The following is a 21,994-nucleotide window of genomic DNA, read 5'->3' as shown; positions in this document are numbered from 1 at the left end:
GTCGAGCTGCTCGTCGCCGGTCATGGCGGAGGCATCGAGGGTGAGCACCCAGTCGGCCATCAACCCCCCGGCCACCGGCCCAGCCTGAAGGGCGGGCTGCTGGTGGCCGGGGGTCACCCCCTCGTGGGGGTCGGTGATGGCGGGGGGAGTGCTCATGACCTCATTCTATCGAACATCTGTTCGCAACACAAGGAGTTATTTGATGATTTCCCTGGGTGGTTCGCGCTGATCAGGTGCAAACCCGGCGCGCCCCGCCCAGGCCCGCCGCCCCGCCGACCCCCACCACCCGGGGCGCCCCGTCCTCCCGCACCCCACGCACACGGATCACCCGACCGCCGACCGGGGCCCACCGCTCACCGTCGCTGCCCGCTTGAACAGCAACCCCGCGACCACCCGGACCGGTCCGCACCACCCCGAACCCACTCCCGCCGTCGCTGCCCGCCGTAACGGCCACCACCGCACAACCCGGATCCGTCCGCACCGCCCCGGGGGACCACCACCCGTCCCCCGCTCGCCCATCCGCTACGACGACGGAAGAGATCGGACTACGGACCCAATCGCCTAAGATGTTCGCGCACTCTGTGACGGAAAAGTCACGATGGTCCACTCTGGATTGGAATACGCCCTCGATCGACTTCTACCGCTCCCTGGGAGCGGTGCCCATGGACGAATGGACCGTCTTTCGGCTATCCGGGAACGCACTCACGACGCTCGACGGTCATTGAGCCGCCGTTCCGTCGGCGGACCCCGGAAATCCCCAGAGCGCCCGGAGCCGCGGTACGGACACGGTTCGCGGACGTGTGCACCGGGCGGCGAGAGAAACAAGATAGATTGCTTTCAAGCGGCAATCCCACATCCCGGAGGAGGGACGTGACCGAAGAAACCGCCGCGCCGACATCGGGCGCAACGGACGTACGCGACGCCGTCACCGTCAAGATGCCGGCGGACAGCGCCTACCTCTCCGTGTTGCGCACGGCAACGGCCGGCCTGGCGGCCCGCCTCGACTTCACCCTCGACGAGATCGAGGACCTCCGGATCGGCGTCGACGAAGCCTGCGCAATGCTGCTCGCCCAGGCCCTCCCCGGAACGGATCTGACCACCGAGTTCGAACTCACCGGCGACGGCATGCGCATCTCCGTCTCGGTTCTGACCGCCGACGGCCGGCTCCCCGAGCGCGACACCTTCGCGTGGACCGTCCTGTCGGCACTGGCCGGAGAGGTCGACGCCGGCGTCGGCCCGGACGACCGTGTCTCCATCGTCCTGCACAAGCGGCGTGGCATGGTGGAGCCGGCGTGAGCGAAAGGGGGCCCGCTCTGACGGCGAAAACGGAGCACGCGGTGCCCGACCGGGCTCGTGCACGAGAGTTGTTCGAGCGCCTGAGCGAGCTTCCCGAGGACGCTCCCGAACGGCAGCGGATCCGCGACGAGCTCGTGGAACTCCACCTGCCGCTCGTGGAGTACCTCGCGCGCCGCTTCCGCAACCGCGGCGAATGGCTCGACGACCTCACCCAGGTCGCCACCATCGGGCTCATCAAGTCCATCGACCGGTTCGATCTGGAGCGGGGCGTGGAGTTCTCCACCTACGCCACCCCCACGATCGTCGGCGAGATCAAACGGCACTTCCGCGACAAGGGCTGGGCGGTGCGCGTCCCGCGCCGGCTCCAGGAGCTGAAGCTCTCGCTGACAAAGGCGGTCAGCGACCTCTCGCAGCGCGAGGGCCGGGCGCCGACCGTGCACGAGCTCGCTGAGCACCTCGGCATGACCGAGGAGGAGGTGCTCGAGGGCCTGGAGTCGGCGAACGCCTACTCCACGGTGTCGCTCGACGCCCCCGACAGCGGCGACGAGGACGCACCGGCGGTGGCCGACTCCCTGGGGATCGTCGATGACTCGCTCGAAGGCGTGGAGTACCGCGAATCCCTCAAACCGCTGCTGGAGCAGCTGCCGCCGCGGGAGAAGCGGATCCTGCTGCTGCGCTTCTTCGGCAACATGACCCAGTCGCAGATCGCCCAGGAACTGGGGATCTCGCAGATGCACGTGTCGCGCCTGCTGGCGCGCACGCTGGCCCAGCTCCGGCAGGCGCTGACCACCGACGACTGATCTGCTGATCTGCTGATCCGAGCCGTCCCTCTGGTCACACGGCCCCGTACCCGGATCCTCCCGGGTACGGGGTCCTCTCATGTCCCGCCGCGCCGCCCCGAAGCGTCGTCGGCGGGGAACAGGACCGCGGTCGTGGCCGGGGCCAGCACGGCGGCGAGCCCGGCCGCCGCCAGCGCCACCAGGGCCGCGCAGATCGCGTACTGCCCGCTGGTGGCCATGTAGTAGGCGATGACCAGGACGAACAGCTGGGTGACGACCACGGGGCTGCGCGCCCAGTCGCGGAGCCGGAAGAGCCCCCACGCGGCGTAGCCGATCGCCGCTGCGGCGCCGAGCGCCAGGACGGCGAGGGGGATGGCGGATTCGGCGTCGCCGGCCCGGCCGAGCAGCGTGCCGATCAGGACGTAGAGGCCGCCGGCGCCGGCCGCGGCCGCGACGAGCGCCTCGACCGCCGCCGCCGCGGTGATGGTGAAAGGTCGGGAAGACACGTTCCAGCCTATCCCCGGTGGTCACCGCCGTGCGCCCGCCCTCCCCCGCCGGATCGGGCCCGCCCCGGGTACGGGTGACCGTCCGTGGTCAATAGACTGTGGCCGTGCGCGCGCTCTTCATCGTCAACCCTCAGGCGACCACCACCACCCCCCGGTCCCGCGATGTCATCGTGGGGGCCATCGCGCGCGACGTCGACCTGCGGGTCGCGCAGACGGAGTACCGCAACCACGCGCGCGAGCTCGCGCGCGGCGCCGCCGCCGAGGGTTACGAGCTCGTCATCAGCCTGGGCGGCGACGGCACGGTCAACGAGGTCGTCAACGGCCTGCTGGCCACGCCCGAGGACCTGCCCCGGCCGAGCTATGCGGCGCTGCCCGGCGGCAGCGCGAACGTGTTCATCCGCGCGCTCGGTCTGCCCGCGGATCCGATCGAGGCCACCGGCGCCATGCTGGAGTCGCTGCGCTCGGGCCGCGGCCGCGAGGTCGGGCTCGGGCGCATCGTGAGCGACGAGGACGACCGGTACTTCACCTTCTGCGCCGGGTTCGGCTGGGACGCCGATGTGGTGCACGAGGTCGAGCGGCAGCGGCGCCGGGGCCGCCGGGCCTCGCCCGCGCTCTACGTGGGGATCGCGTTCCAGAAGTTCCTGAAGGGCGACATCCGGCTGCCGTCGCTGCGGGTCGACGCCCCCGGCCACGACTCCGTGCACGACCTGCATTTCGCCATCGTCACCAACACCACCCCCTGGACCTATGCCGGGTCGGTCCCGGTGCAGCCCACCCCGCGTTCGCGGTTCGACCTGGGGCTGGACGTGTTCGCCATGACCCAGCTCAACGCCGTCACCACCTCGCGGCTGCTGCGGCAGATGCTCTCGCACAAGGGGGTGCCGCCCTATGGGCGCGGCTATGTCGGATGGCACGACCAGAGTTCGCTGACCATCGAATCGCGCCGTGCGCGCGCCTTCCAGATCGACGGCGAATACCTGGGGCACCGGAAGCGTGTCAATTTCCAATCCGTACCGAAGGCATTACGAATCATCGGTTAAGAGAGCGTCAACTCCGCAGGTCGGGAGCCTTGTGACGCATACGACACGCCGTCGGCCAGGATGGATGACGGCCACTCTTGCATGCGCCGATCAAGCCTGTCAGGCTCAAAGTGTCGCCGCACGTTACGGGCGAGTAAAACGGAGTTTCCGAGGTAAGCGAGCTTAACGGCTCCGTCTTCCAACGGGCCTCCCGATGACGACCCCGTTGGGCGGGCGCACGAGCGGACCGGAGGGTGACGATGAAGCACCGCCGGATCAGCGTCGAGTTCGTGAATTGCTTCACAAAGCGCGCGCCCCAGATTGCCTCACTGTGAGGAGATGACCCGCATGGACTGGCGCCACCACGCCGCCTGCCGTGACGAAGACCCCGAGCTCTTCTTCCCGATCGGGAACTCCGGGCCGGCGGTGTTCCAAATCGAAGAGGCCAAAGAAGTATGCCGGGCCTGCCCGGTGACCAGCTCCTGTCTCGCGTGGGCGCTGGAGACCGGCCAGGACGGGGGTGTCTGGGGCGGAATGAGCGAGGACGAGCGCCGCGCCCTTCGCCGCCGCCGCGGCGCGCGCCCGATGCTGCGCACCGCTGTCTGACCCGGCCCCTGACCTGCACCTCCACGCCGCCTGACCCCAACGACATGGGGCGTCCGACCGGCCCCGCCGTCCCCTTCCGTTCGTCCCTATCTCCACACTCTCCATCCCCCGATCCCGTCGCTCCCCGCGCGTCCCCCCTCGTTTCCGCCCCCTGTGGGGGGACGCCCCTGAGCCGCCTCAGCCGTACGGCTCCACGTCGTGCTCGACCGGCAATCCGATCGAAACCATCGTGCCGCCGTTGTCGCGCGGCTTGATCTCCAGCGTTCCCCCCAGCTCCCCGACGATCAGGGTCCGCACGATTTGCAGGCCCAGGCTCGTGGTGCCCTCGATGTCGAAGTCATCGGGCAGCCCCTTGCCGTCGTCGGTCACCTCGACCCGCAGCCGGGCCACCGTGTCCTCGTCGCCGGGGTCGGGGTCCTCGCGGTGGACGTGCACCTCGATCACCCCGGGCCCGTAGGCCAGGCCGTGCTCGACGGCGTTCTGCACCAGCTCCGCGAGCACCATGGACAACGGCGTGGCCACGAGCGCCGACAGCAGCCCGAACCGGCCCATGCGCCGGGGCACCACCGGGGCGCCGGTGGAGGACACCTCCGCGGCCATCTCGATGACCCGGTCGGCAATGTCGTCGAAGTCCACGACCTCATCGGGCGTGTGCGACAGCATCTCGTGCACGATCGCGATCGACCCCACCCGGCGCACCGCCTCGTCGAGGGCCGCGCGCCCCTCGGGGATGTCGAGCCGGCGGGACTGGAGCCGCAGCAGTGCGGCCACGGTCTGGAGGTTGTTCTTCACCCGGTGGTGGATCTCGCGGATGGTGGCGTCCTTGGTCATCAGCTCGCGCTCGCGGCGCCGCAGCTCGGTGACGTCGCGCACCATGATCAGGGCGCCGATGCGCACCCCGCCGACGACCAGCGGGATGGCTCTCAGCTGGATGGTTGACCCGCGCCCCTCGACCTCGGACTCCTGCGGGATGCGGCCCCCGGCGGTCCAGGTCAGCGACTCGTCGCGGGGGTCGCCCGTGGCGGCGAGGTCGAGCGTGGTGCGGGCCAGCCGGGCGCCGACGAGGTCGGCGGTCAGCCCGAGGCGGCGGTAGGCCGACAGCGCATTGGGGCTGGCGTAGACGACCTCGCCGTCCTGGTCCAGGCGGAGCAGGCCGTCGCCGACGCGAGGGGAGCGCACCATCAGCGGCTCCTGGTCGCTGAAGGGGAACGCGCCCTCGGCGATCATCTGCGCGAGGTCGCCCGCGCTTTGCAGGTAGGTCAGCTCCAGCCGGCTCGGGGTGCGCGCGGAGCTGAGGTTGGTGCTGCGCTGGATGACCGCGATCGGCGTGCCCGCGCGGCGCACCGGGATGGTCTCCTCGCGCACCGGGACGCCCCCCGACCAGTCGGGGTCGCCCTCGCGGCAGATGCGCCCCTCGGCCCAGGCGCGGTCGATCAGCACCCGCCGGCCGGCGAGCCGGCCGTGGACGGTGTCGTCGGCGATCTCCGTCACGTCGTCGCGCAGGACGGTCTCGACGAGGTCGTCCTGGAACGCGGTGGGACCGGTGGTGGGGCGCATCTGCGAGACGGCCACCCAGCCGGTGTCGTCGTGCAGCCGGACCCAGAGCACCAGGTCGGCGAAGGAGAGGTCGGCGAGGAGCTGCCAGTCCGAGACCAGAGAGTGGAGCCATTCGAGGTCCGCGGTCTTCAGCGCCGTGTACCGCCGGATGAGATCACTGAGGTGAGGCACTCACAAATCATCCCATGGATGGGGGCATACTCAAGGGACGGGCTCGACCAGTGGTCCAAACCAATCACGACCGGGGAAGCGGTGGAGGAAACCGACGTGACGAGTCAGCGAGCGGTCGACGAGGGCCCGAGAGTCCCGAAGTATTACCAGGTCAAGAAGTTGCTCCTGGAGCTGATCGAGACCATGCCCGCGGGCAACCCGGTGCCGCCGGAGCGCGCCCTCGCCACCCGGTTCGAGACCTCGCGGACCACCGTGCGCCAGGCCCTGACCGAGATGGTGGTCGAGGGGCGGCTGCTCCGCATCCAGGGCAAGGGCACGTTCGTGGCCAAGCCCAAGGTCGCCCAGGTCCTCCAGCTCACGAGCTACACCCAGGAGATGCGGGCGCACGGCCTGCACCCGGCCACGCGCATCCTGGATGTGAGCTACATCAACGCCGACGACCAGCTGGCCGAGCTGCTGGCCATCCGCTCGGGCGGGCGTGTCCTGCGCATCGAGCGGCTGCGGCTGGCCAACGGCGAGCCCATGGCGGTCGAGACCGCGCACCTCGCGGCCCGCCGGTTCCCGGGGCTGCGCCGCCAGCTCGACCGCTATGCGTCGCTGTACGAGGCGCTGGCCAGCGCCTACGACGTCCGGCTCGCCGAGGCCGAGGCCACCATCGAGACCGTCCTGGCCACCCCCAACGAGGCCCGGATGCTCGGGGTGGACGTGGGCCTGCCCCTGGTCCTGCATTCGCAGCACAGCTTCGACGCCGAAGGCCACCCCGTCGAGTGGGTGCGCTCGCTCTACCGGGGCGACCGCTACAAGTTCGTCACCCGCCTGCGGCCGCCGCGCGACGAGTAGCCGGCCGACGGGGCCGGACCCTCGGCCTCTTGCCGGGATGTGCGCCGTCTCACTAGGCTCCGATTACCGACGAGTAAGGTCGGTGCCGACCCCCACGCCCCGGAGGAAGACGAACCGATGCACACGCCCCCGTTCTCCGGCTCCGTCACGGGCCACGGCGGTTCGCACGCCGTGGCCGTGGCCCGCCACCACGGCATCGACACCATGTTCACGCTGAGCGGCGGGCACGTCTTCCCCCTCTACGACGCCGCGGTCTCCCCCGAGCCCACGATGCGCCTGCTCGACGTCCGCCACGAGCAGACCGCCGTGTTCGCCGCCGAGGCGGTCGGCAAGCTCACCCGCCGCGCCGGGCTGGCCGTGGTCACCGCCGGGCCCGGCGTGACCAACGTGGTCAGCGGGGTCGCCACCGCGCACTTCAACGGCTCGCCGCTGGTGGTCATCGGCGGGCGGGCCCCCGACGGCCGCTGGGGCCAGGGGCTGCTCCAGGAGCTGGACCAGCCGCCGCTGCTCGCGCCCATCACCAAGCGCGCGTCGACCGTGCACGCCACCGAGGCCATCGCCGCCGCCGTCGACGACGCCTTCGTGCTCGCCAACCACGCCCACCGCGGGCCGGTGTTCCTCGATGTTCCGATGGACCGGCTCTACGACCAGGCGCAGGTCGGCCTGGACCCGCGGGCCTCCGCCGACCTCCGCGCCCCCGACCCCGGCGCCGTCGCCGACGTCGCCCGGCTGATCAGCGAGGCCGAACGGCCCCTGCTCGTCTACGGCTCCGACGTGTGGATGGACGGCGCGGAGCAGGCCGCCCTGGAGGTCGCCGAGGAGCTGGGCATCCCCGTGGTCACCAACGGGCAGGGCCGCGGCGTGCTGCCGGCCGGGCACCCGCTGCTGGCCACACGCGCCCGCGGCGCCGCCTTCGGCCGCGCCGACCTGGTGGTGGTCGTGGGCACCCCGCTGGACTTCCGGCTCGGCCACGGCCTCTTCGGCGGGCGCGACGGCGCCCCGCTGGCCAAGGTCGTGCACGTCACCGACGCACCGGAGCAGCGCGCAACCCACCTGACCCTGGCCGGATCCGCCTCGGGCGATCTTACGGCGGTGCTGCGGGGGATCGGCGACGCCGCCAAGCCCGCCTCCTCCGTCGCCGCCTGGCGCACGGAGCTGGCCGAGGCCGCCGCCGCTGCCGTCGCCGGCGACGCCGAGGTGCTGGCCAGCGACGCCGACCCCATCCACCCGGCGCGCATCTACGGCGAGCTCAACCGGGTGCTCGACGACGACGCCGTGGTCATCGGCGACGGCGGCGACTTCGTCTCCTACGCGGGCAAGTACATCGAGCCCAAGCACCCCGGCAACTGGCTGGACCCGGGCCCGTTCGGCTGCCTGGGCACCGGCATGGGCTACGCGATCGCCGCCCGGCTGTCGCGGCCGTCCTCGCAGGTGGTCACGCTGCTCGGCGACGGAGCGGCCGGGTTCTCGCTGATGGACGTCGACACCCTGGTCCGGCACAAGCTGCCGGTGGTCATGGTCTGCGGCAACAACGGGATCTGGGGGCTGGAGAAGGCCCCGATGCAGCTCATCTACGGCTACGACGTCATCACCGAGCTGACACCGCAGACCCGCTACGACGAAGTCGTCCGCGCCCTGGGCGGCGGCGGGGAGCTGGTCACCGACCCCGCCGAGATCGGCCCGGCGCTGCGCCGCGCCTTCGACAGCGGGGTGCCCTACATGGTCAACATCGCCACCGACCCCGCCGACGTGTACCCGCGCAAGACGATGGGGGTCTGAGGCCGCCGGCCCGGCCCCAGGGGGCGCGGTCCCCCCGCGGTCTCAGCGCGGACGCGACGCCGCGGTGAGGAAGCGCGCGCGGTCGACCACCACGCGCTCGACCGTGCCCGTGGCCACCGCGCGGCCGCCCTGGTCCAGCGTGACGTCGAAGACCAGGCGCCGGCCGTCGACGAGCCGGAGCCGCGCCTCGGCGCGCACGTCGGTCCCCACGGGGCTGGCCGCCGTGTGGGCCAGCGTGACCTCGGTGCCGACGGTGGTGGCGCCCTCCGGCAGGTGGGCGGAGACCGCCGCCACGGTGGCGGCCTCGGCCAGAGCCAGCGCGCGCGGGGTCGCCAGCACGGGTACGTCGCCGCTGCCCAGCGCGATGGCGGTGTCGAGGTCGGATACCCGCATGTCGGACCGGCCGTGCAGCCCTTCGGTGATCGCCATGGTCCCCGAACCTACCGGAGAGCGGCCGTGCGGGAGCCGGAGAGCCCGGCCCTCACCACGCAGGACGCCGCAGCACGCGCGCCGCCGCGTCGACCACCTCGGGGTCGTACTCCACCCTGTTCCTCCTGCCCACCCTCACCACGCAGGACGCCGCAGCACGCGGGCGGCCGCGTCGACCACCTCGGGGTCGTACTCCACCCCGCTGTCCATGCGCAGCCGTTCCAGGACCGCCTCGGTGCGGTCGCGGTCGGTGGACTCCCCCACCAGGTCGTCGAACGCGTTGGCGACCTTGATGATGCGGCTGCCCAGCGGGGGGCGGCCGTCGTCGCCGTCGCCTTCGCAGGGCTCGCACTGGCGGCGCACGAGTTCGGCGACTCCGTCGAGCACGCCGGTCTCGCGGATGACGGCGGCCCCCAGCTCGGCGATGCGGCGCTGCTCGCGGGGCGCGGCCAGGACGGTGGCGCCGCTGGCGATGGGGTCGCGCAGCGACAGCTGCCCGATGTCGTGGATCAGAGCGGCGTACTCCAGCTCCAGCAGCTCCGATTCGCGCATGCTGAGCTCGCTGCCGATGGCGGTGGCGAGCCTGCTGACACGGCGGGAGTGGCCGGTCTCGACGTAGCCGCCGACCTCGGTGACCCGCGACAGCGCGCGCACGGTCTGGAGGTAGGTGAGCCGGATCTCGGCGAAGCGGCGGAACGCCACCTGGGTGACCAGCAGCGGCGCGATGAAGACGAGCAGCCCGGCCAGGCCGGTGACGGTGCTGGCCAGTGAGATGAGGATGCCGCTGGAGCCGATGGCCATGCCCAGGCCGAACTGCGCGCGCAGTTCGTCGCGCAGCGCCACACTGACGCGTGTCCGCAGGCGTTCGGAGCGCAGCGCGGCGGCGAAGACGGCGTCGGTGAGCCATCCGGCGATGACCAGGACGCCCATCAGGCCCAGCACTGGCCACCACTCCCCCTGGGGCGGCGGCGGCCACGGCAGCGCGTGCACGAGCGACCGGAAGATCAGCGAGAGCACGACGATGATGAGCATCCGCCGGGCCAGGCCGTCCCACTGCGGGGGGCGCCCGACGGCGATGTGCGGGAGTTCGCCCACGGCGAACCCCAGCGCCAGGACGGCCATGACCTGCCAGGCGCTGTGGTGGACGGGGGCGCCGCCGATGTCGAGCAGGAAGGTGTAGCCGATGGCGCCGGCCGAGGCGATGGGTGCGACCTCGCGGTGGCCGGGCAGGGTGATCCGGGCCAGCTCGCCCACTGCGATCAGGGTGCCGAACGCCAGGGCGGCGTGCGGCTCGATGAAGCCGGTGACCAGGGTCCACAGCACCGCCCCGGCGGCGAACCCGGCCGCCAGCAGGGTGAGCAGCAGGCGGGTGGGCCGCAGGCGCGGCGGTCGGCGGTCCCCCCGGAGGGGGGCCTCCATGGCGCCGGCTTCCTGGGTGATCAACGTTCGGCCTCCCCTGCCACCCGCAACGGCACACTCGGGTCGTCGTGGTCCTGCTGGGCGACCTCGGCGAGGTCGTCGGCGGGCGGCTCGACGGCATCGGGCGCCTCCCAGCCGTCCCGGCCGACCGCGGAGATCAGCGCGTCGACCATCTCGGGGTCGAACTGCGGGCCCGCGCAGCGGCGCAGTTCGGTGATGGCCTCCTCGGTGCTGCGCGCCTTGCGGTAGGAGCGGGTGGAGGTCATGCAGTCGAATGCGTCGGCGACGGAGATGATCCGGGCGAACTCGGGGATGTCGCGGCCCGCAAGGCCCATGGGGTAGCCGCGGCCGTCCATGCGCTCATGATGGTGCATGATCCCGGCCAGCGCTTCGTCGAGGAAGCCGATCTCGCGCACGATCTCGTAGCCGCGCATCGGGTGCAGCTGGATCGCCGCGAACTCCTCCTCGGTGAGCCGGCCGGACTTCTGGAGCACCTTGGTGGGCACGCCGAGCTTGCCGACGTCGTGCAGCATGCCGGCGTAGCGGATGGTCTGCACGCGCTCGGCGTGCATCCCCAGCTCCTGGGCGATCATCCCGCTGGCCTTGGAGACCCGCATGCAGTGCCCGCGGGTGTAGTAGTCCTTGGTCTCGACCGCCTGGCACAGGGTGGCCAGGGTGGCGTCGTGGGCCCGCTGCTCGGCGACGTACTGGTCGAAGGCCCAGCGCGCGATGAACAGCGGCAGCAGGACGAGGACCACCGCGAAGGGGCCCACGGCCCCCCAGATGGCGGCGATGAACAGGCCGAGCATGCCGTAGCCGATCGACGACAGCTCCAGGACGGCCAGCGGGCGCCACCGCACGCGGCGCGGGCGCTGGAGGCGGATGACGCCCAGGCACCACATCAGCCCGGCCATGAGCGCGCTGTTGACGAGCGTGTGGACGAGGATCGCGAGGGTGAACGGCAGCACGATCCAGGGAAAGTCGGCGCGGACGGGCACCCCGATGCCACCGCCCAGAGCCTGGAATGCCAGGCCGGCGGCGTAGCCCGCGAGCCCGAGCTGCGCGCCGTTGAAGACCCGCTTGACGAAGCTCTGCCTCCGGAAGACGAGGAGGCAGGCGACCAGGCCCACGAGCGCGGCGCCCACGGGGCCGACCAGCACGACGGCGGCGAGCGAGGCGGAGGAGCTGGGGGAGATCCCGGCCCTGCCGCTGTCCATCATGGTGCTGATGGACTCGGCGATCACGAACAGCAGGGCGAGGAGGACCAGCGTTGCGGGGTCGATCCCGTCATAGGGGCCCGCCACCACAACGACGATGGCGCAGAGGACGACGAGACCGACGAACAACCGCGCCGCTCCCGGAAGCGCACGCAATTCCCGGTACCTCCCGCCCCGAAGCCGACCGAACTGTCATGATTTCATCGATTCCGTTCTACCACCAGGACCACCCGTTGAGACCCGGCGCGAGCCAGCTCACGAGGATTACCAGGTAGCTCACTTTCGCGATCAGCAAACCCACGGTGCAACTCCCTCTCCGATTCGCCGCCGCCTTCAACCGCTCCCCAGGGAGACGGCACGCGAATTAGCCCATACGGTGGATATGGCGGCCAGTTTAACGGCCAGCGAAGCGCGTCCGATTTACTGAGTCGACACCGTGAGCCAAACGTGAGGAACCGGGTTCTCACGTGTTTCAAATAGTGGAAATACTATCCCCATTCGTAGCCGCCGGTGTGACGCTGTGCAATCACCATTCCGAAACGCGGCGAGCCGGAGAACACCACGCGCTACGGTAATTCGCGGCATTGCGACCACGGACGCAAGCTGGCATGATCACCCAGAGTCACCATTGGTGACCGGGATGCGCCGTATCGGGCACACGCCCCTCCGGATCCATTCACAGCGAAATCCCTGGGTCCGCCGGGCGTGTCGCGGGCCCGGCGGAGCCTCGCCATCCGGACGACCCGCGTCCGAAAACCGGACGCGACCCGCAGACCCTATCCGATTTGCAGGGTTTCGCCGGAAAGTCGGAAATGACCAAGGCGGCTGTCATATGGAATGACAGCCACCTTGGATCGCCCTTTGTGTTCTATGACCGTAATGACGATAATGTTGGCATTGACGGTTATTTCCGTTTTCCCTGGGGCTCGGGGGAGGAACGAGGCCGCTCGGCCGGCCCCTCAGTCGGCCCCCGCCTCCCGCACCTGCTGGTCGGCACGGGCCAGCTCCAGCCGGTGCAGGACCTTGCTGCGGAGGTCGCTCGGAACGGGGTCGCACCCGCAGTGCTTGGCCACCAGCTTCTTCACGGCCTCCTCCAGGCCGTACTCCGCCAGGCACGAGCCGCACTCGTCGAGGTGCAGGCGGATCTCGTGGCAGTTGTCCTCGCCCAGCTCGCCGTCGATGTAGGAGTACACCCTGGCGAGAATCTCGCTGCACGGCGTGGCGTGCGTTCCTCCGCAGCTCATCGTCGATCCCTCCGCGTTGCCCCACCGTTGGACGTCGCCCCCATGGCCATGGACGTGCGATCGGCGTCCTGGAGGATGCCGCGGCCGACCGCGTACTCCTCCAGCAGCGATCGGAGCTGGCGTCTACCGCGGTGCAGCCGCGACATCACGGTCCCGATGGGGGTGTCCATGATCTCGGCCACCTCCTTGTAGGCGAACCCCTCGACGTCGGCGAGGTACACCGCGATCCGGAAGTCCTCCGGCAGGTCCTGGAGCGCCCGCTTCACATCGCTGTCGGGCAGGTGCTCAAGCGCCTCGGCCTCGGCCGACTTCAGCCCGGACGACGAGTGCGACGCCGCCTGCGCCAGCTGCCAGTCCTCGACCTCCTCGGTCCCGGCCTGCTTCGGCTCCCGCTGCTTCTTGCGGTAGGAGTTGATGAACGTGTTCGTGAGGATGCGGTACAACCACGCCTTGAGGTTCGTCCCCTCCTTGAACTGGTGGAACGAACCGAACGCCTTGGCGAAGGTCTCTTGGACGAGATCCTCTGCGTCCGACGGGTTGCGGGTCATCCGCAGCGCGGCCGAGTACAGCTGGTCCAAGAACGGCAGCACGTCCCGTTCGAACCGCGCCCCGCGCTCGTCGAGTGTCTCTTGGCCCTGATTCAAGCCGGCCTGCCTCCTTGTACTGGTCTCTCGTGAGGCCACCGTAGCCTCACGATAGGACTCAGCGGAAACAGGCGACGCGCCCGGCCCCGGCGGGGACACGCCGGGGCGGGTGTCCGGCAAGCTCGCAATGGCGACCGGCATTGACCTGCCTTTACTCTCAATCCTCGGCTGCCCGGTGGGCGGTCGCGGTGCCGATGGCACGGGCACCCGGCGTCCGTCGGGGCGGTGATGCAGGTGCCAACAACGGGGGCGCCGCCCTGATTCCGGGCGCGCCGCGGCCGGCCCCGCCGCGGAACTTTGGTTTTCCGCGGTCCGGATAGGTGAGGCCTGCGAGAGTACGGGTAAAACCGTCAGCAAAGACGTGGGAGAGGAGCGTGCGTGCGACCGTCCGCCAGTTCCGCGTCGGGTCCGTCGGCGTCCGCGCCCGTCGACCGCGACCCCCAGCGCTCCAGATCCCCGGCCGAGCAGTTCGCCACCACCGATTCGCTATCGGCGTACTGGCGCTTCTACTGGGCGGTGGCCGACGCCCAGCTCGCCCGGTGGCTGCCCGAGCAGCCCGGGCGCATCCTGGACCTGTCCAGCCCCGACTTCCGCGGAGCCCAGCGCGCGGTGGCCGCCGGCCACGACGTCGTCACCCTGCTGCCCTCGCCCGACCTCGCCCTGCGGCCGCCGCTGACCCTGGTCAACGGCCACGCCCCGGCCCCGCGCCGGCTCACGCCGGGGCGGCTGGGCCCGGTGGTCGGCGACTCCGCGTTCCTGACCGGCTTCGCCACCGGCGTGTTCGACGGCGTGGTGGCCGACAACCGCGTGCTGTCGCGGCACCTGGCCACCGAGGCCTCGCTCACCGAGATCGCCCGCGTGCTGCGGCCCGGCGGCCGCACGCTGCTGTGCGTCGACTCCGTCGTCCTGGGCATGGCGCTGCTGGCCGAGCAGGACTGCTGGCCGGAGCTGAGCTTTGCGCCCAGCGCCGATGTGCTGCTGGTCCCCTGGCCCGACGGCTCCATCACCCGGTGCTTCACCGCCGAGCAGCTGTCGGAGGTGCTGACCGACGTCGGGCTGGAGCTCGAGTGGATCCGGCCGCGCACGGTGCTCTCGGCCTCCACCGTGGAGATGATGCTGCCCGGCGACCCCCACGTCCTCGCCCACCTGGTCGAGATGGAGCTGAAGGCCGCGGAGTCCGACGACTACGTGGGCGTCCACCTCCTCGCCAGCGCCCGCAAGCCCTGACGAGGGCGGTGCCCGCGGCGGGCACCGCCCAGCCGGCGTCAGTCCGCCAGGGGCAGGTAGACCCGGTTGCCGTGGTCGGCGAACTCCGCGGACTTGTCGCGCATCCCCTTCTCGATCGCGGCGACCGTCGACAGGCCGTTCTCCTCGGCGTAGCGGCGGACGTCCTGGGAGATCTTCATCGAGCAGAACTTGGGCCCGCACATCGAGCAGAAGTGCGCGGTCTTGGCGGGCTCGGCCGGCAGTGTCTCGTCGTGGAAGGCCTGGGCGGTCTCGGGGTCCAGGGCCAGGTGGAACTGGTCCTGCCAGCGGAACTCGAAGCGCGCCTGCGAAAGCGTGTCGTCCCACTCCTGGGCCCGCGGGTGGCCCTTGGCGAGGTCGGCGGAGTGGGCGGCGAGCTTGTAGGTGATCACGCCGGTCTTCACGTCGTCGCGGTCGGGCAGCCCCAAGTGCTCCTTGGGGGTCACGTAGCAGAGCATCGCGGTGCCGTGCCAGGCGATCTGCGCGGCCCCGATGGCCGACGTGATGTGGTCGTAACCGGGCGCGATGTCGGTCGCCAGCGGGCCCAGGGTGTAGAACGGTGCCTCACCGCACAGCTCCTCCTCCAGCCGCACGTTCTCGGCGATCTTGTGCAGCGGGACGTGCCCCGGCCCCTCGATCATCACCTGGACGTCGTGGCCCCGGGCGATGTGCGTCAGCTCGCCCAGGGTTCGCAGCTCGGCGAACTGCGCCTCGTCGTTGGCATCGGCGATCGAGCCGGGGCGCAGGCCGTCGCCCAGCGAAAACGTGATGTCATAGGACCGGAAGATCTCGCACAGTTCGTCGAAGCGGGTGTAGAGGAAACTCTCCTCGTGGTGGGCCAGGCACCAGGCCGCCATGATCGACCCGCCGCGCGAGACGATCCCGGTGGTGCGCCGGGCGGTGAGCGGCACGTAGCGCAGCAGCACCCCCGCGTGGACCGTCATGTAGTCGACGCCCTGCTCGGCCTGTTCGATCACCGTGTCGCGGTAGACCTCCCAGGACAGCCGCGCGGGATCGCCGCCGACCTTCTCCAGGGCCTGGTAGATCGGCACGGTCCCGATGGGCACCGGGGAGTTGCGCACGATCCACTCGCGGGTCTCGTGGATCCGCTTGCCGGTGGACAGGTCCATGACGGTGTCGGCGCCCCAGCGGGTCGCCCACACCATCTTCTCGACCTCCTCGGCCACCGAGGAGGTCACGGCGGAGTTGCCGATGTTGGCGTTCACCTTCACCAGGAAGTTCTTGCCGATGATCATCGGCTCGGCCTCGGGGTGGCGGCGGTTCAGCGGGATCACCGCCCGGCCGATCGCCACCTCGGAGCGCACGAATTCGGGGTCGACGCCCTCGCGCGCGGCGATGAACCGCATCTCGGGGGTGATGATCCCGGCCTTCGCGTAGGCCGGCTGGGTGACCGCGCCGCCGATGGGTTCGCGGTCGCCGGCCCACGCCTCGCGCAGCCGGGGCAGGCCCGCGTGCACGTCGATGGTCGCGGCGGGGTCGGTGTAGGGGCCGGATGTGTCGTACAGGTCGATGTGGCCGCCGTTGCCGAGCCGTACCCGCCTCTGCGGGACCCGGAGCGTCCGGCCGGACGCGGTGTCGGCGACGTCGAGGTGGACCTTCTCGGAGCCCATGATGGGGCCGGTGGTCACAGAGGGGTGGAGATCGTGGTCGTCGAGTGCCGTCAAGGCACGCCTCCCTACGCCGGAATTACCCGAACAGGTTCTGCGGTCGGCGGCACCGGCCCCTTCAGGGGACAGCCGCCCTCTCAGCCCGCCAAGGCGCGAGCTCCCGTGGTGTTGAGTTGTCGAGTCCTGCACGCGCCGTCGTCACGGCGCCGCGGGCCCACTGCGGGCGGACCCGCTGTCATATGACCGGGGCCACCCTACCCGGGCGTCCCGGGCGCGATCCACCCCGGGGGGCGGCCTGGCCCCGGGGTCAGAACAGGGTCGCGGCCTGCGGATCCGGGGCGTCGGCGACGGGTTCCAGCAGGTGGGGGGCTGTGCTGCACGGACAGCGGCGCAGGGCGGCCCGCGCGTCAGAACAGGGTCGCGGCCTGCGGATCCGGGTCGTCGGCGGCGGGTTCCAGCAGGTGGGGGCCGTTGTTGCGGACGCTGTTGACGTCGGGGCCCACCTGCCGGATCTCGAGGTCGGCCACCGGGGTCGCGTCGAGCACGTGCAGGAGGTCGGCCGGGCCCGACGCGGGATCCAGCCAGGTGTCCCAGGCCGCGCGCGGCACCACCACGGGCATGCGCTCGTGGAGGTCCGCCAGCCCGCCCGCCGCCGCGGTGGTGATGACCGTGCAGGTCCACAGCCAGGCCGCGGGGTCCTCATCGGGCAGGCCGGGGTCGCGCCAGCGCTCGAAGAGGCCGGCCAGCGCCAGTGGCGCGCCGTCGCGGTAGCCGATGGAGAACGGGCGCTTCTTGGCCCCGGCCTTGCGGCGCTTGTGGTCGGGGTCGGTCGCGGGCGAGGTTCCGGGCTCGGCGGCGCCCCTGCCGTTGCCGGGCAGCAGCTGCCACTCGTAGTAGGCGTCGGCCGGGAGCAGGCAGCGGCGGCGGGCGAAGGCGGCCCGGAAGGCCGGCTTCTCGGCGACCGTCTCGGCGCGGGCGTTGATCATCTTGTAGCCGACGGCGGCGTCCTTGGCCCACGACGGCACCAGGCCCCAGCGTAGGGTGCTCAAGGCCTGCGGGCCACGCGCGGTGCCGCCCGCATGGGCGGGCGGGGTGCCCACGACCGCGTAGACGCGGGCGCCGGGGGCGATGTTGTAGTGGGGCGCCAGCTCCTCCAGAGGCGGCCAGGCCCGCGTGCCGCCGCCGGGGGCGGGCGGCCCCTCGGGATCGGCCTCGGGGAAGTCGAAGGCCAATTGCAGCTCATGCTGATTGCGCGCCTGCGCGTACCGACCGCACATGGCGCCCAGACTAGGGCCTGCCGGTGACGGACCCCCTCGTCACCCCTCGGCGGCGACCCGGATGACGGGCTCGTTGCGCACCGGGAAGTTCACGGAGCGGGCGATGAAGCACTTCTCGTGGGCCTTCGCGTGCAGCGCGCGGGCCGCCTCGGCCATGCCCTCCTCGGCGACGGTCACCACCGGGTGCAGGACGGCTTCGGTGAACTCCCCCGAGGAATCGGCGTGCGTCACCATCTGCGCTGTCGCGGTGTCCTCGTAGGCGACCACGTTGACCCCGGCCGCCACCGAGAGCGCCAGGAAGGACAGCATGTGGCACTCGCTGAGCGCGGCCAGGAGCAGGTCTTCGGGGTTCCACCGTGCGGGGTCGCCGCGGAACGCGGCGTCGGCCGACCCCTGGAGCACGGGGCGACCGTCGGCCTCCACGTCGTGGTCGCGGCCGTAGCCCCGGTACGTCGTTGTGCCCGACCCCGTGTTGCCCGTCCAGCGCGTGCGGACCTCGTAGTGGTGTGCCTTGTCGGACATGGCGGTGCGGTCTCCTCCCCTGTGCGTGCCCGGTCGGGCCTGCAACCTACAGCTTGGCACCCGCTGCGCCTCCGGTGGCCCGCCCGCGGCGGACGGATAACCTTGGACCATGCAGAATTCCGCACCGCACTGGCCGGCTCCGGCGGCCGACGGCCCCGTCGACGCCACCGTGAGCCTGCCCGGCTCGAAGTCGATGACCAACCGCGCCCTGATCCTCGCGGCGCTGTCGGCGAGCCCGAGTGTGGTGCGCGCCCCGTTGCACAGCCGCGACACCGGCCTCATGGTGCAGGCGCTGCGCTCCCTGGGCATCGGCATCACCGAGTCCGGCGCCGACTGGGTCGTCACGCCCGCCCCGCCGCACGGCCCCGCCGCCGTCGACGTCGGCAACGCCGGGACCGTGATGCGCTTCGTGCCGCCGGTGGCCGCACTGGCCGACGGCGAGGTGCGCTTCGACGGCGATGCACGGGCGCGCGAACGGCCCGTGGGCCCGCTGATCGACGCCCTGCGTACGCTGGGCGCCAACATCGACGACTCCGGGCGCGGCGCACTGCCGCTGGTCATCCGGGGCGACGGCTCCGTCCGCGGCGGCCCGGTCACGGTCGACGCCTCGGGCTCCTCCCAGTTCATCTCCGCGCTGCTGCTCAGCGGGGCCCGCTTCACCGAGGGGGTCGAGGTCCGCCACTCCGGTCCCCCGGTCCCCTCCCAGCCGCACCTGGACATGACCGTCCACATGCTGCGCGCGGCGGGGGTCGACGTCGACACCGCCACCCCCGACATCTGGCGCGTGGCCCCGGGCCCGGTCAAGGCCGCCGAGGTCGTGGTCGAGCCCGACCTCTCCAACGCCGCGCCGTTCCTGGCCGCGGCCCTGGTCACCGGCGGCCGGGTGACCGTTGCCGGGTGGCCCGCCGACACCACGCAGCCGGGCGACGCACTGCGGGGGCTGTTCGCCGAGATGGGCGGCGAGGTCACCCTTGACGCCGAGGGGCTGACCCTGCGCGGCACCGGCGACATCCGCGGGATCACCGCCGACCTCCGGCACGTGGGCGAGCTGACCCCGACCATCGCCGCGGTCGCGGCGCTCGCGGGGTCCCCGTCGCGCCTCACCGGGATCGCGCACCTGCGCCGCCACGAGACCGACCGGATCGCCGCCCTGGTCCGCGAGATCAACCGCCTCGGCGGCGACGCCGAGGAGCTCCCCGACGGCCTGCTGATCCGCCCGAGCACGCTGCACGGCGGGGTGTTCCACAGCTACGACGACCACCGGATGGCCACGTCCGGAGCGGTGATCGGCCTCGCGGTGCCCGGGGTGGAGGTGGAGAACATCGCGACGACCGGCAAGACCCTGCCCGACTTCCCCGCCCTCTGGGCGGAGGCCGTGGCATGACCCGGGGGCGGCGCTACGTCGACGAGGACGACGTCCGCGTCCGCGCGCGCGGCGGGTCGCGTCCGCGCACCCGGACCCGCCCCAAGCACGAGGACGCGGTAGAGGGGTTCGTGACAGCGGTCGACCGGGGCCGCTACCGGTGCCTGGTGGGCGACCGCCCTGTGGTGGCCATGAAGGCGCGCGAGCTCGGCCGGGGCAGCATCGTGGTGGGCGACCGGGTCGCACTGGTCGGCGACCTGTCGGGGCGCCCCGACACTCTGGCGCGCGTGGTGCGGGTCGAGGAGCGCGCCTCCGTGCTGCGCCGCACGGCCGACGACACCGACCCCGTCGAGCGCGTCATCGTCGCCAACGCCGACCAGCTCGTCATCGTGTGCGCGCTGGCCGACCCCGAACCGCAGCCGCGGTTCATCGACCGCTGCCTGGTCGCGGCCTACGACGCCGGGCTGGACCCCCTCCTGTGCCTGACCAAGGCCGACCTCGCCGACCCCGATGAGCTGCTGGAGGCCTACTCCGCGCTGCACCTGCGCTCGGTGGTGACCCGCCGCGACGGCGACCTCGGCCCACTGCTCGATCGGCTCTCGGGCCGGGTGAGCGTGCTGGTGGGCTCGTCGGGGGTCGGCAAGTCGACCCTGGTCAATCTGCTGGTGCCCGCGGCCGAACGCGCGGTCGGGCACGTCAACCCGGTCACGGGGCGCGGCCGGCACACCTCCACGTCGGCCGTCGCGCTGCCGGTGGAGGGCGGCTGGATCGTCGACACCCCCGGGGTGCGCAGCTTCGGCCTGGCGCACATCAGCCCCGATGACGTCGTGGCCGGCTTCCCCGAGCTCGACGACGCCGTCGCCGAGTGCCCGCCGGGCTGCCCGCACACGGCCGGCACCCCCGGCTGCGCCCTCGACGCGTGGCTGGCCGACGGCCGCCTGGACCCCGCCCGCGTGTCCTCCCTGCGCCGCCTGCTCAGCAGCCGCGAGGGCGACGAACGCCCGATGCCGTCGTCGCCCTCGCCGCCGTCGTCCGAGACGGCGTCCTAGCCGGCGGCCGGCGGGCCGCCGCCACGTAGCCGGGCGCGGGTGGCCCGGCCGGGTACGCGGCGGGTGCGCCGGGTCAGCAGACGCTGTCGCCGGGCTTGGGGTTGGCCAGGCCGAACAGGGAGCGGGCGTGCAGCCCGACCCAGGTCCCGGCGATCGCGGCCACCGCCCAGAGCCAGCCGTGCAGGCTGCCCGAGGCGATGCCCGCGAGGTAGGCGCCGATATTGCAGCCGCCCGCGAGCCGCGCCCCGATGCCCATGAGGATGCCGCCGATGAGCCCGGCGGCCACGGTGTTCCAGCGCAGCCCGGTGTGCAGCTTCCAGGCTCCGGCCGCCGCGGCGGCGATGGCCGCGCCGATCATGATGCCGATGTCGGTCAGGCTGTTCTTGTCGGCGAGGACCGGCCCGGCGAGCTGCGCCGCCTGGTCGGGCTGGCTCCAGAACGCCCACGTCTCGGGGTGCAGGCCGATGAGCTGGAGGAACTTCGCGCCCCACAGGTTGAACGCGCTGGTGATCCCCCACGCGCCGCCGGAGACCACCAGGACGGCCCCGCCGAGGGCGGCGAGCACGAGCGCGCCCACCAGCATCGGCCAACTGCCGCGCAGGACGCGGGCGGCGCCGGAGGCGCTGGGCACCGCCCCCACGGGCGGCGGGGTGCGCCGGTTCTGCACGACCCGGGTCCCGACCACCAGCGCGGCGAGCAGGACGACGGTGATCGCCCAGGACCCGGCCCAGCCGACGTGGTCGGCGAGCAGGAACGGGGGCAGCGCGGGCAGGTCGGCCACGAGCGGCCACGCGGCGCTGTAGATGACCGATCCGGCGATGAAGCCGCCCAGCGTGACCAGGATGGCGGACTGGCCCGAGCCCACGGCGAACAGCGTGCCCGAGGCGCACGCCCCGCCGAGCTGCATGCCGATCCCGAAGAGAAACGCGCCGAGGAACAGTGCGATGCCGATGGGCCCGGCCGAGGGCGCGGGGACGCTGCCGAACAGGCCGGTTCCGGTGCCGATGACCAGCGCGAACAGGGTGGCGGTCGCACCGAGCAGCAGGGCGTGGGCGCGCAGCCCGGCGCCGTTGCCGACCGCGACGAGCTGGCGCCAGGCCGAGGTGAACCCGAAGCGGGAGTGGAAGAGCGCCAGGCCGAGCCCGCCGCCGAGCAGCAGCAGGACGGCCTGGCGGGTGCCGTGCTGGGCGCCGACGAAGGCGGCGAGCGCGGCGAGGCCGGCGAGCGCGATGCCCAGCGGCACCCAGCGGACGGGGTCCGGCCGGGGGGCGGCGGGCGGCGGGGCGGAAAGGGCGTTGTGGAACAGCAGGCGCACCGCCGGCGAGCCGGGCGGCGCCGTTCCCGGGGTACCGGCGGTATCGGGGGGCGTGGCGGGTGCCGTCACGTGGATCTCCTTGCGGGGGA

General features: G+C 72.1%; 20 protein-coding genes and 1 pseudogene. 10 read left to right on the top strand and 11 right to left on the bottom strand.

Annotated elements, in window-relative coordinates; translation table 11 throughout:
* Positions 1 to 599 precede the first annotated feature (599 nt).
* From ACFOVU_RS15095 to ACFOVU_RS15085, 3 genes and pseudogenes are all read left to right on the top strand, one after another.
* Positions 600 to 725 (top strand): annotated as a pseudogene (locus ACFOVU_RS15095) (GNAT family N-acetyltransferase); the annotation flags it as partial.
* A gap of 145 nt (positions 726 to 870) precedes the next feature.
* Entirely contained in the window at positions 871 to 1,296 is a 426-nt protein-coding gene (locus tag ACFOVU_RS15090) for an anti-sigma factor (RefSeq protein WP_378534034.1), read from the top strand.
* Positions 1,297 to 1,337: 41 nt separating this feature from the next.
* Positions 1,338 to 2,096 carry an RNA polymerase sigma factor SigF gene (locus ACFOVU_RS15085; RefSeq protein WP_378534076.1) on the top strand — a complete coding sequence of 253 codons (759 nt, stop codon included), beginning with the start codon at positions 1,338 to 1,340 and terminating at the stop codon, positions 2,094 to 2,096.
* 77 nt (positions 2,097 to 2,173) lie between these two features.
* On the opposite strand, the gene ACFOVU_RS15080 is transcribed toward ACFOVU_RS15085, so the two are convergent.
* A complete protein-coding gene (locus ACFOVU_RS15080) occupies positions 2,174 to 2,581 on the bottom strand; it encodes a hypothetical protein (protein ID WP_378534033.1) in 408 nt (135 codons plus the stop codon).
* A 104-nt stretch (positions 2,582 to 2,685) separates the two neighbouring features.
* Here ACFOVU_RS15080 and ACFOVU_RS15075 point away from each other — a divergent pair, with 104 nt between their 5' ends.
* Positions 2,686 to 3,621, top strand: coding sequence for a diacylglycerol/lipid kinase family protein (locus ACFOVU_RS15075; protein ID WP_378534031.1), 936 nt, complete (start codon positions 2,686 to 2,688; stop codon positions 3,619 to 3,621).
* 327 nt (positions 3,622 to 3,948) lie between these two features.
* Positions 3,949 to 4,206, top strand: coding sequence for a WhiB family transcriptional regulator (locus ACFOVU_RS15070; RefSeq protein WP_378534029.1), 258 nt, complete (start codon positions 3,949 to 3,951; stop codon positions 4,204 to 4,206).
* Positions 4,207 to 4,383: 177 nt separating this feature from the next.
* On the opposite strand, the gene ACFOVU_RS15065 is transcribed toward ACFOVU_RS15070, so the two are convergent.
* Entirely contained in the window at positions 4,384 to 5,934 is a 1,551-nt protein-coding gene (locus ACFOVU_RS15065; protein ID WP_378534027.1) for a sensor histidine kinase, read from the bottom strand.
* A gap of 96 nt (positions 5,935 to 6,030) precedes the next feature.
* On the opposite strand from ACFOVU_RS15065, the gene ACFOVU_RS15060 reads away from it, so the two are divergent.
* Both ACFOVU_RS15060 and ACFOVU_RS15055 read left to right on the top strand, forming a co-directional pair.
* A complete protein-coding gene (locus ACFOVU_RS15060) occupies positions 6,031 to 6,774 on the top strand; it encodes a GntR family transcriptional regulator (protein ID WP_378534025.1) in 744 nt (247 codons plus the stop codon).
* 117 nt (positions 6,775 to 6,891) lie between these two features.
* Positions 6,892 to 8,553: an acetolactate synthase gene (locus ACFOVU_RS15055; protein ID WP_378534023.1), complete on the top strand. Its 1,662-nt coding sequence runs from the start codon at positions 6,892 to 6,894 to the stop codon at positions 8,551 to 8,553.
* 42 nt (positions 8,554 to 8,595) lie between these two features.
* Here the strand turns inward: ACFOVU_RS15055 and ACFOVU_RS15050 are convergent, their stop codons facing one another.
* From ACFOVU_RS15050 to ACFOVU_RS15030, 5 genes are all read right to left on the bottom strand, one after another.
* Entirely contained in the window at positions 8,596 to 8,982 is a 387-nt protein-coding gene (locus tag ACFOVU_RS15050; RefSeq protein WP_378534021.1) for a thioesterase family protein, read from the bottom strand.
* Positions 8,983 to 9,117: 135 nt separating this feature from the next.
* The gene (locus ACFOVU_RS15045) at positions 9,118 to 10,401 is read right to left on the bottom strand and encodes an HD-GYP domain-containing protein (protein ID WP_378534074.1); all 1,284 of its coding nucleotides are present in this window, start codon (positions 10,399 to 10,401) and stop codon (positions 9,118 to 9,120) included.
* A gap of 20 nt (positions 10,402 to 10,421) precedes the next feature.
* Complete coding sequence (locus ACFOVU_RS15040) at positions 10,422 to 11,747, bottom strand: HD-GYP domain-containing protein (RefSeq protein ID WP_378534019.1); 1,326 nt, start codon at positions 11,745 to 11,747, stop codon at positions 10,422 to 10,424.
* Positions 11,748 to 12,577: 830 nt separating this feature from the next.
* Positions 12,578 to 12,862, bottom strand: coding sequence for a mycothiol system anti-sigma-R factor (gene rsrA, locus ACFOVU_RS15035; protein WP_378534018.1), 285 nt, complete (start codon positions 12,860 to 12,862; stop codon positions 12,578 to 12,580).
* Positions 12,859 to 13,506, bottom strand: a complete 648-nt coding sequence (locus ACFOVU_RS15030) for a sigma-70 family RNA polymerase sigma factor (protein ID WP_378534016.1) — start codon at positions 13,504 to 13,506, stop codon at positions 12,859 to 12,861. Before ACFOVU_RS15030 ends, rsrA begins: the two co-directional genes overlap by 4 nt.
* 378 nt (positions 13,507 to 13,884) lie before the next feature.
* On the opposite strand from ACFOVU_RS15030, the gene ACFOVU_RS15025 reads away from it, so the two are divergent.
* The gene (locus tag ACFOVU_RS15025) at positions 13,885 to 14,733 is read left to right on the top strand and encodes a class I SAM-dependent methyltransferase (RefSeq protein WP_378534014.1); all 849 of its coding nucleotides are present in this window, start codon (positions 13,885 to 13,887) and stop codon (positions 14,731 to 14,733) included.
* A gap of 38 nt (positions 14,734 to 14,771) precedes the next feature.
* Here ACFOVU_RS15025 and thiC read toward each other — a convergent pair whose 3' ends face one another.
* From thiC to ACFOVU_RS15010, 3 genes are all read right to left on the bottom strand, one after another.
* Complete coding sequence (gene thiC, locus ACFOVU_RS15020; RefSeq protein ID WP_378534012.1) at positions 14,772 to 16,436, bottom strand: phosphomethylpyrimidine synthase ThiC; 1,665 nt, start codon at positions 16,434 to 16,436, stop codon at positions 14,772 to 14,774.
* Positions 16,437 to 16,786: 350 nt separating this feature from the next.
* Positions 16,787 to 17,656 carry an SOS response-associated peptidase gene (locus ACFOVU_RS15015; RefSeq protein ID WP_378534010.1) on the bottom strand — a complete coding sequence of 290 codons (870 nt, stop codon included), beginning with the start codon at positions 17,654 to 17,656 and terminating at the stop codon, positions 16,787 to 16,789.
* A gap of 39 nt (positions 17,657 to 17,695) precedes the next feature.
* Positions 17,696 to 18,178 (bottom strand): OsmC family protein, encoded by a 483-nt coding sequence (locus ACFOVU_RS15010; RefSeq protein WP_378534008.1) that lies wholly within the window; start codon positions 18,176 to 18,178, stop codon positions 17,696 to 17,698.
* 109 nt (positions 18,179 to 18,287) lie between these two features.
* Between ACFOVU_RS15010 and aroA the strand changes: the two genes are divergently transcribed.
* Positions 18,288 to 19,562, top strand: coding sequence for a 3-phosphoshikimate 1-carboxyvinyltransferase (aroA, locus tag ACFOVU_RS15005; protein WP_378534006.1), 1,275 nt, complete (start codon positions 18,288 to 18,290; stop codon positions 19,560 to 19,562).
* Complete coding sequence (rsgA, locus tag ACFOVU_RS15000) at positions 19,559 to 20,590, top strand: ribosome small subunit-dependent GTPase A (RefSeq protein WP_378534004.1); 1,032 nt, start codon at positions 19,559 to 19,561, stop codon at positions 20,588 to 20,590. Before aroA ends, rsgA begins: the two co-directional genes overlap by 4 nt.
* A 73-nt stretch (positions 20,591 to 20,663) precedes the next feature.
* Here rsgA and ACFOVU_RS14995 read toward each other — a convergent pair whose 3' ends face one another.
* A complete protein-coding gene (locus ACFOVU_RS14995; protein ID WP_378534072.1) occupies positions 20,664 to 21,974 on the bottom strand; it encodes a YeeE/YedE family protein in 1,311 nt (436 codons plus the stop codon).
* Between the last annotated feature and the right edge of the window lie 20 nt (positions 21,975 to 21,994).

Origin of the sequence: Nocardiopsis sediminis, from assembly GCF_042650565.1 — a bacterium.
Taxonomy (GTDB): domain Bacteria; phylum Actinomycetota; class Actinomycetes; order Streptosporangiales; family Streptosporangiaceae; genus Nocardiopsis_B; species Nocardiopsis_B sediminis.
Note: the sequence above shows the minus strand (reverse complement) of the source record. Positions and strands in the feature narration are given on the sequence as shown.

Excerpts from the sequence above, each read along its gene's own strand:
- ACFOVU_RS15015 (WP_378534010.1), bottom strand. The coding sequence starts at position 17,656 with ATGTGCGGTCGGTACGCGCAGGCGCGCAATCAGCATGAGCTGCAATTG.
- rsrA (WP_378534018.1), bottom strand. The coding sequence starts at position 12,862 with ATGAGCTGCGGAGGAACGCACGCCACGCCGTGCAGCGAGATTCTCGCC.
- ACFOVU_RS15050 (WP_378534021.1), bottom strand. The coding sequence starts at position 8,982 with ATGGCGATCACCGAAGGGCTGCACGGCCGGTCCGACATGCGGGTATCC.
- ACFOVU_RS15070 (WP_378534029.1), top strand. The coding sequence starts at position 3,949 with ATGGACTGGCGCCACCACGCCGCCTGCCGTGACGAAGACCCCGAGCTC.
- ACFOVU_RS15045 (WP_378534074.1), bottom strand. The coding sequence starts at position 10,401 with ATGGAGGCCCCCCTCCGGGGGGACCGCCGACCGCCGCGCCTGCGGCCC.
- ACFOVU_RS15055 (WP_378534023.1), top strand. The coding sequence starts at position 6,892 with ATGCACACGCCCCCGTTCTCCGGCTCCGTCACGGGCCACGGCGGTTCG.
- rsgA (WP_378534004.1), top strand. The coding sequence starts at position 19,559 with ATGACCCGGGGGCGGCGCTACGTCGACGAGGACGACGTCCGCGTCCGC.
- ACFOVU_RS15010 (WP_378534008.1), bottom strand. The coding sequence starts at position 18,178 with ATGTCCGACAAGGCACACCACTACGAGGTCCGCACGCGCTGGACGGGC.
- aroA (WP_378534006.1), top strand. The coding sequence starts at position 18,288 with ATGCAGAATTCCGCACCGCACTGGCCGGCTCCGGCGGCCGACGGCCCC.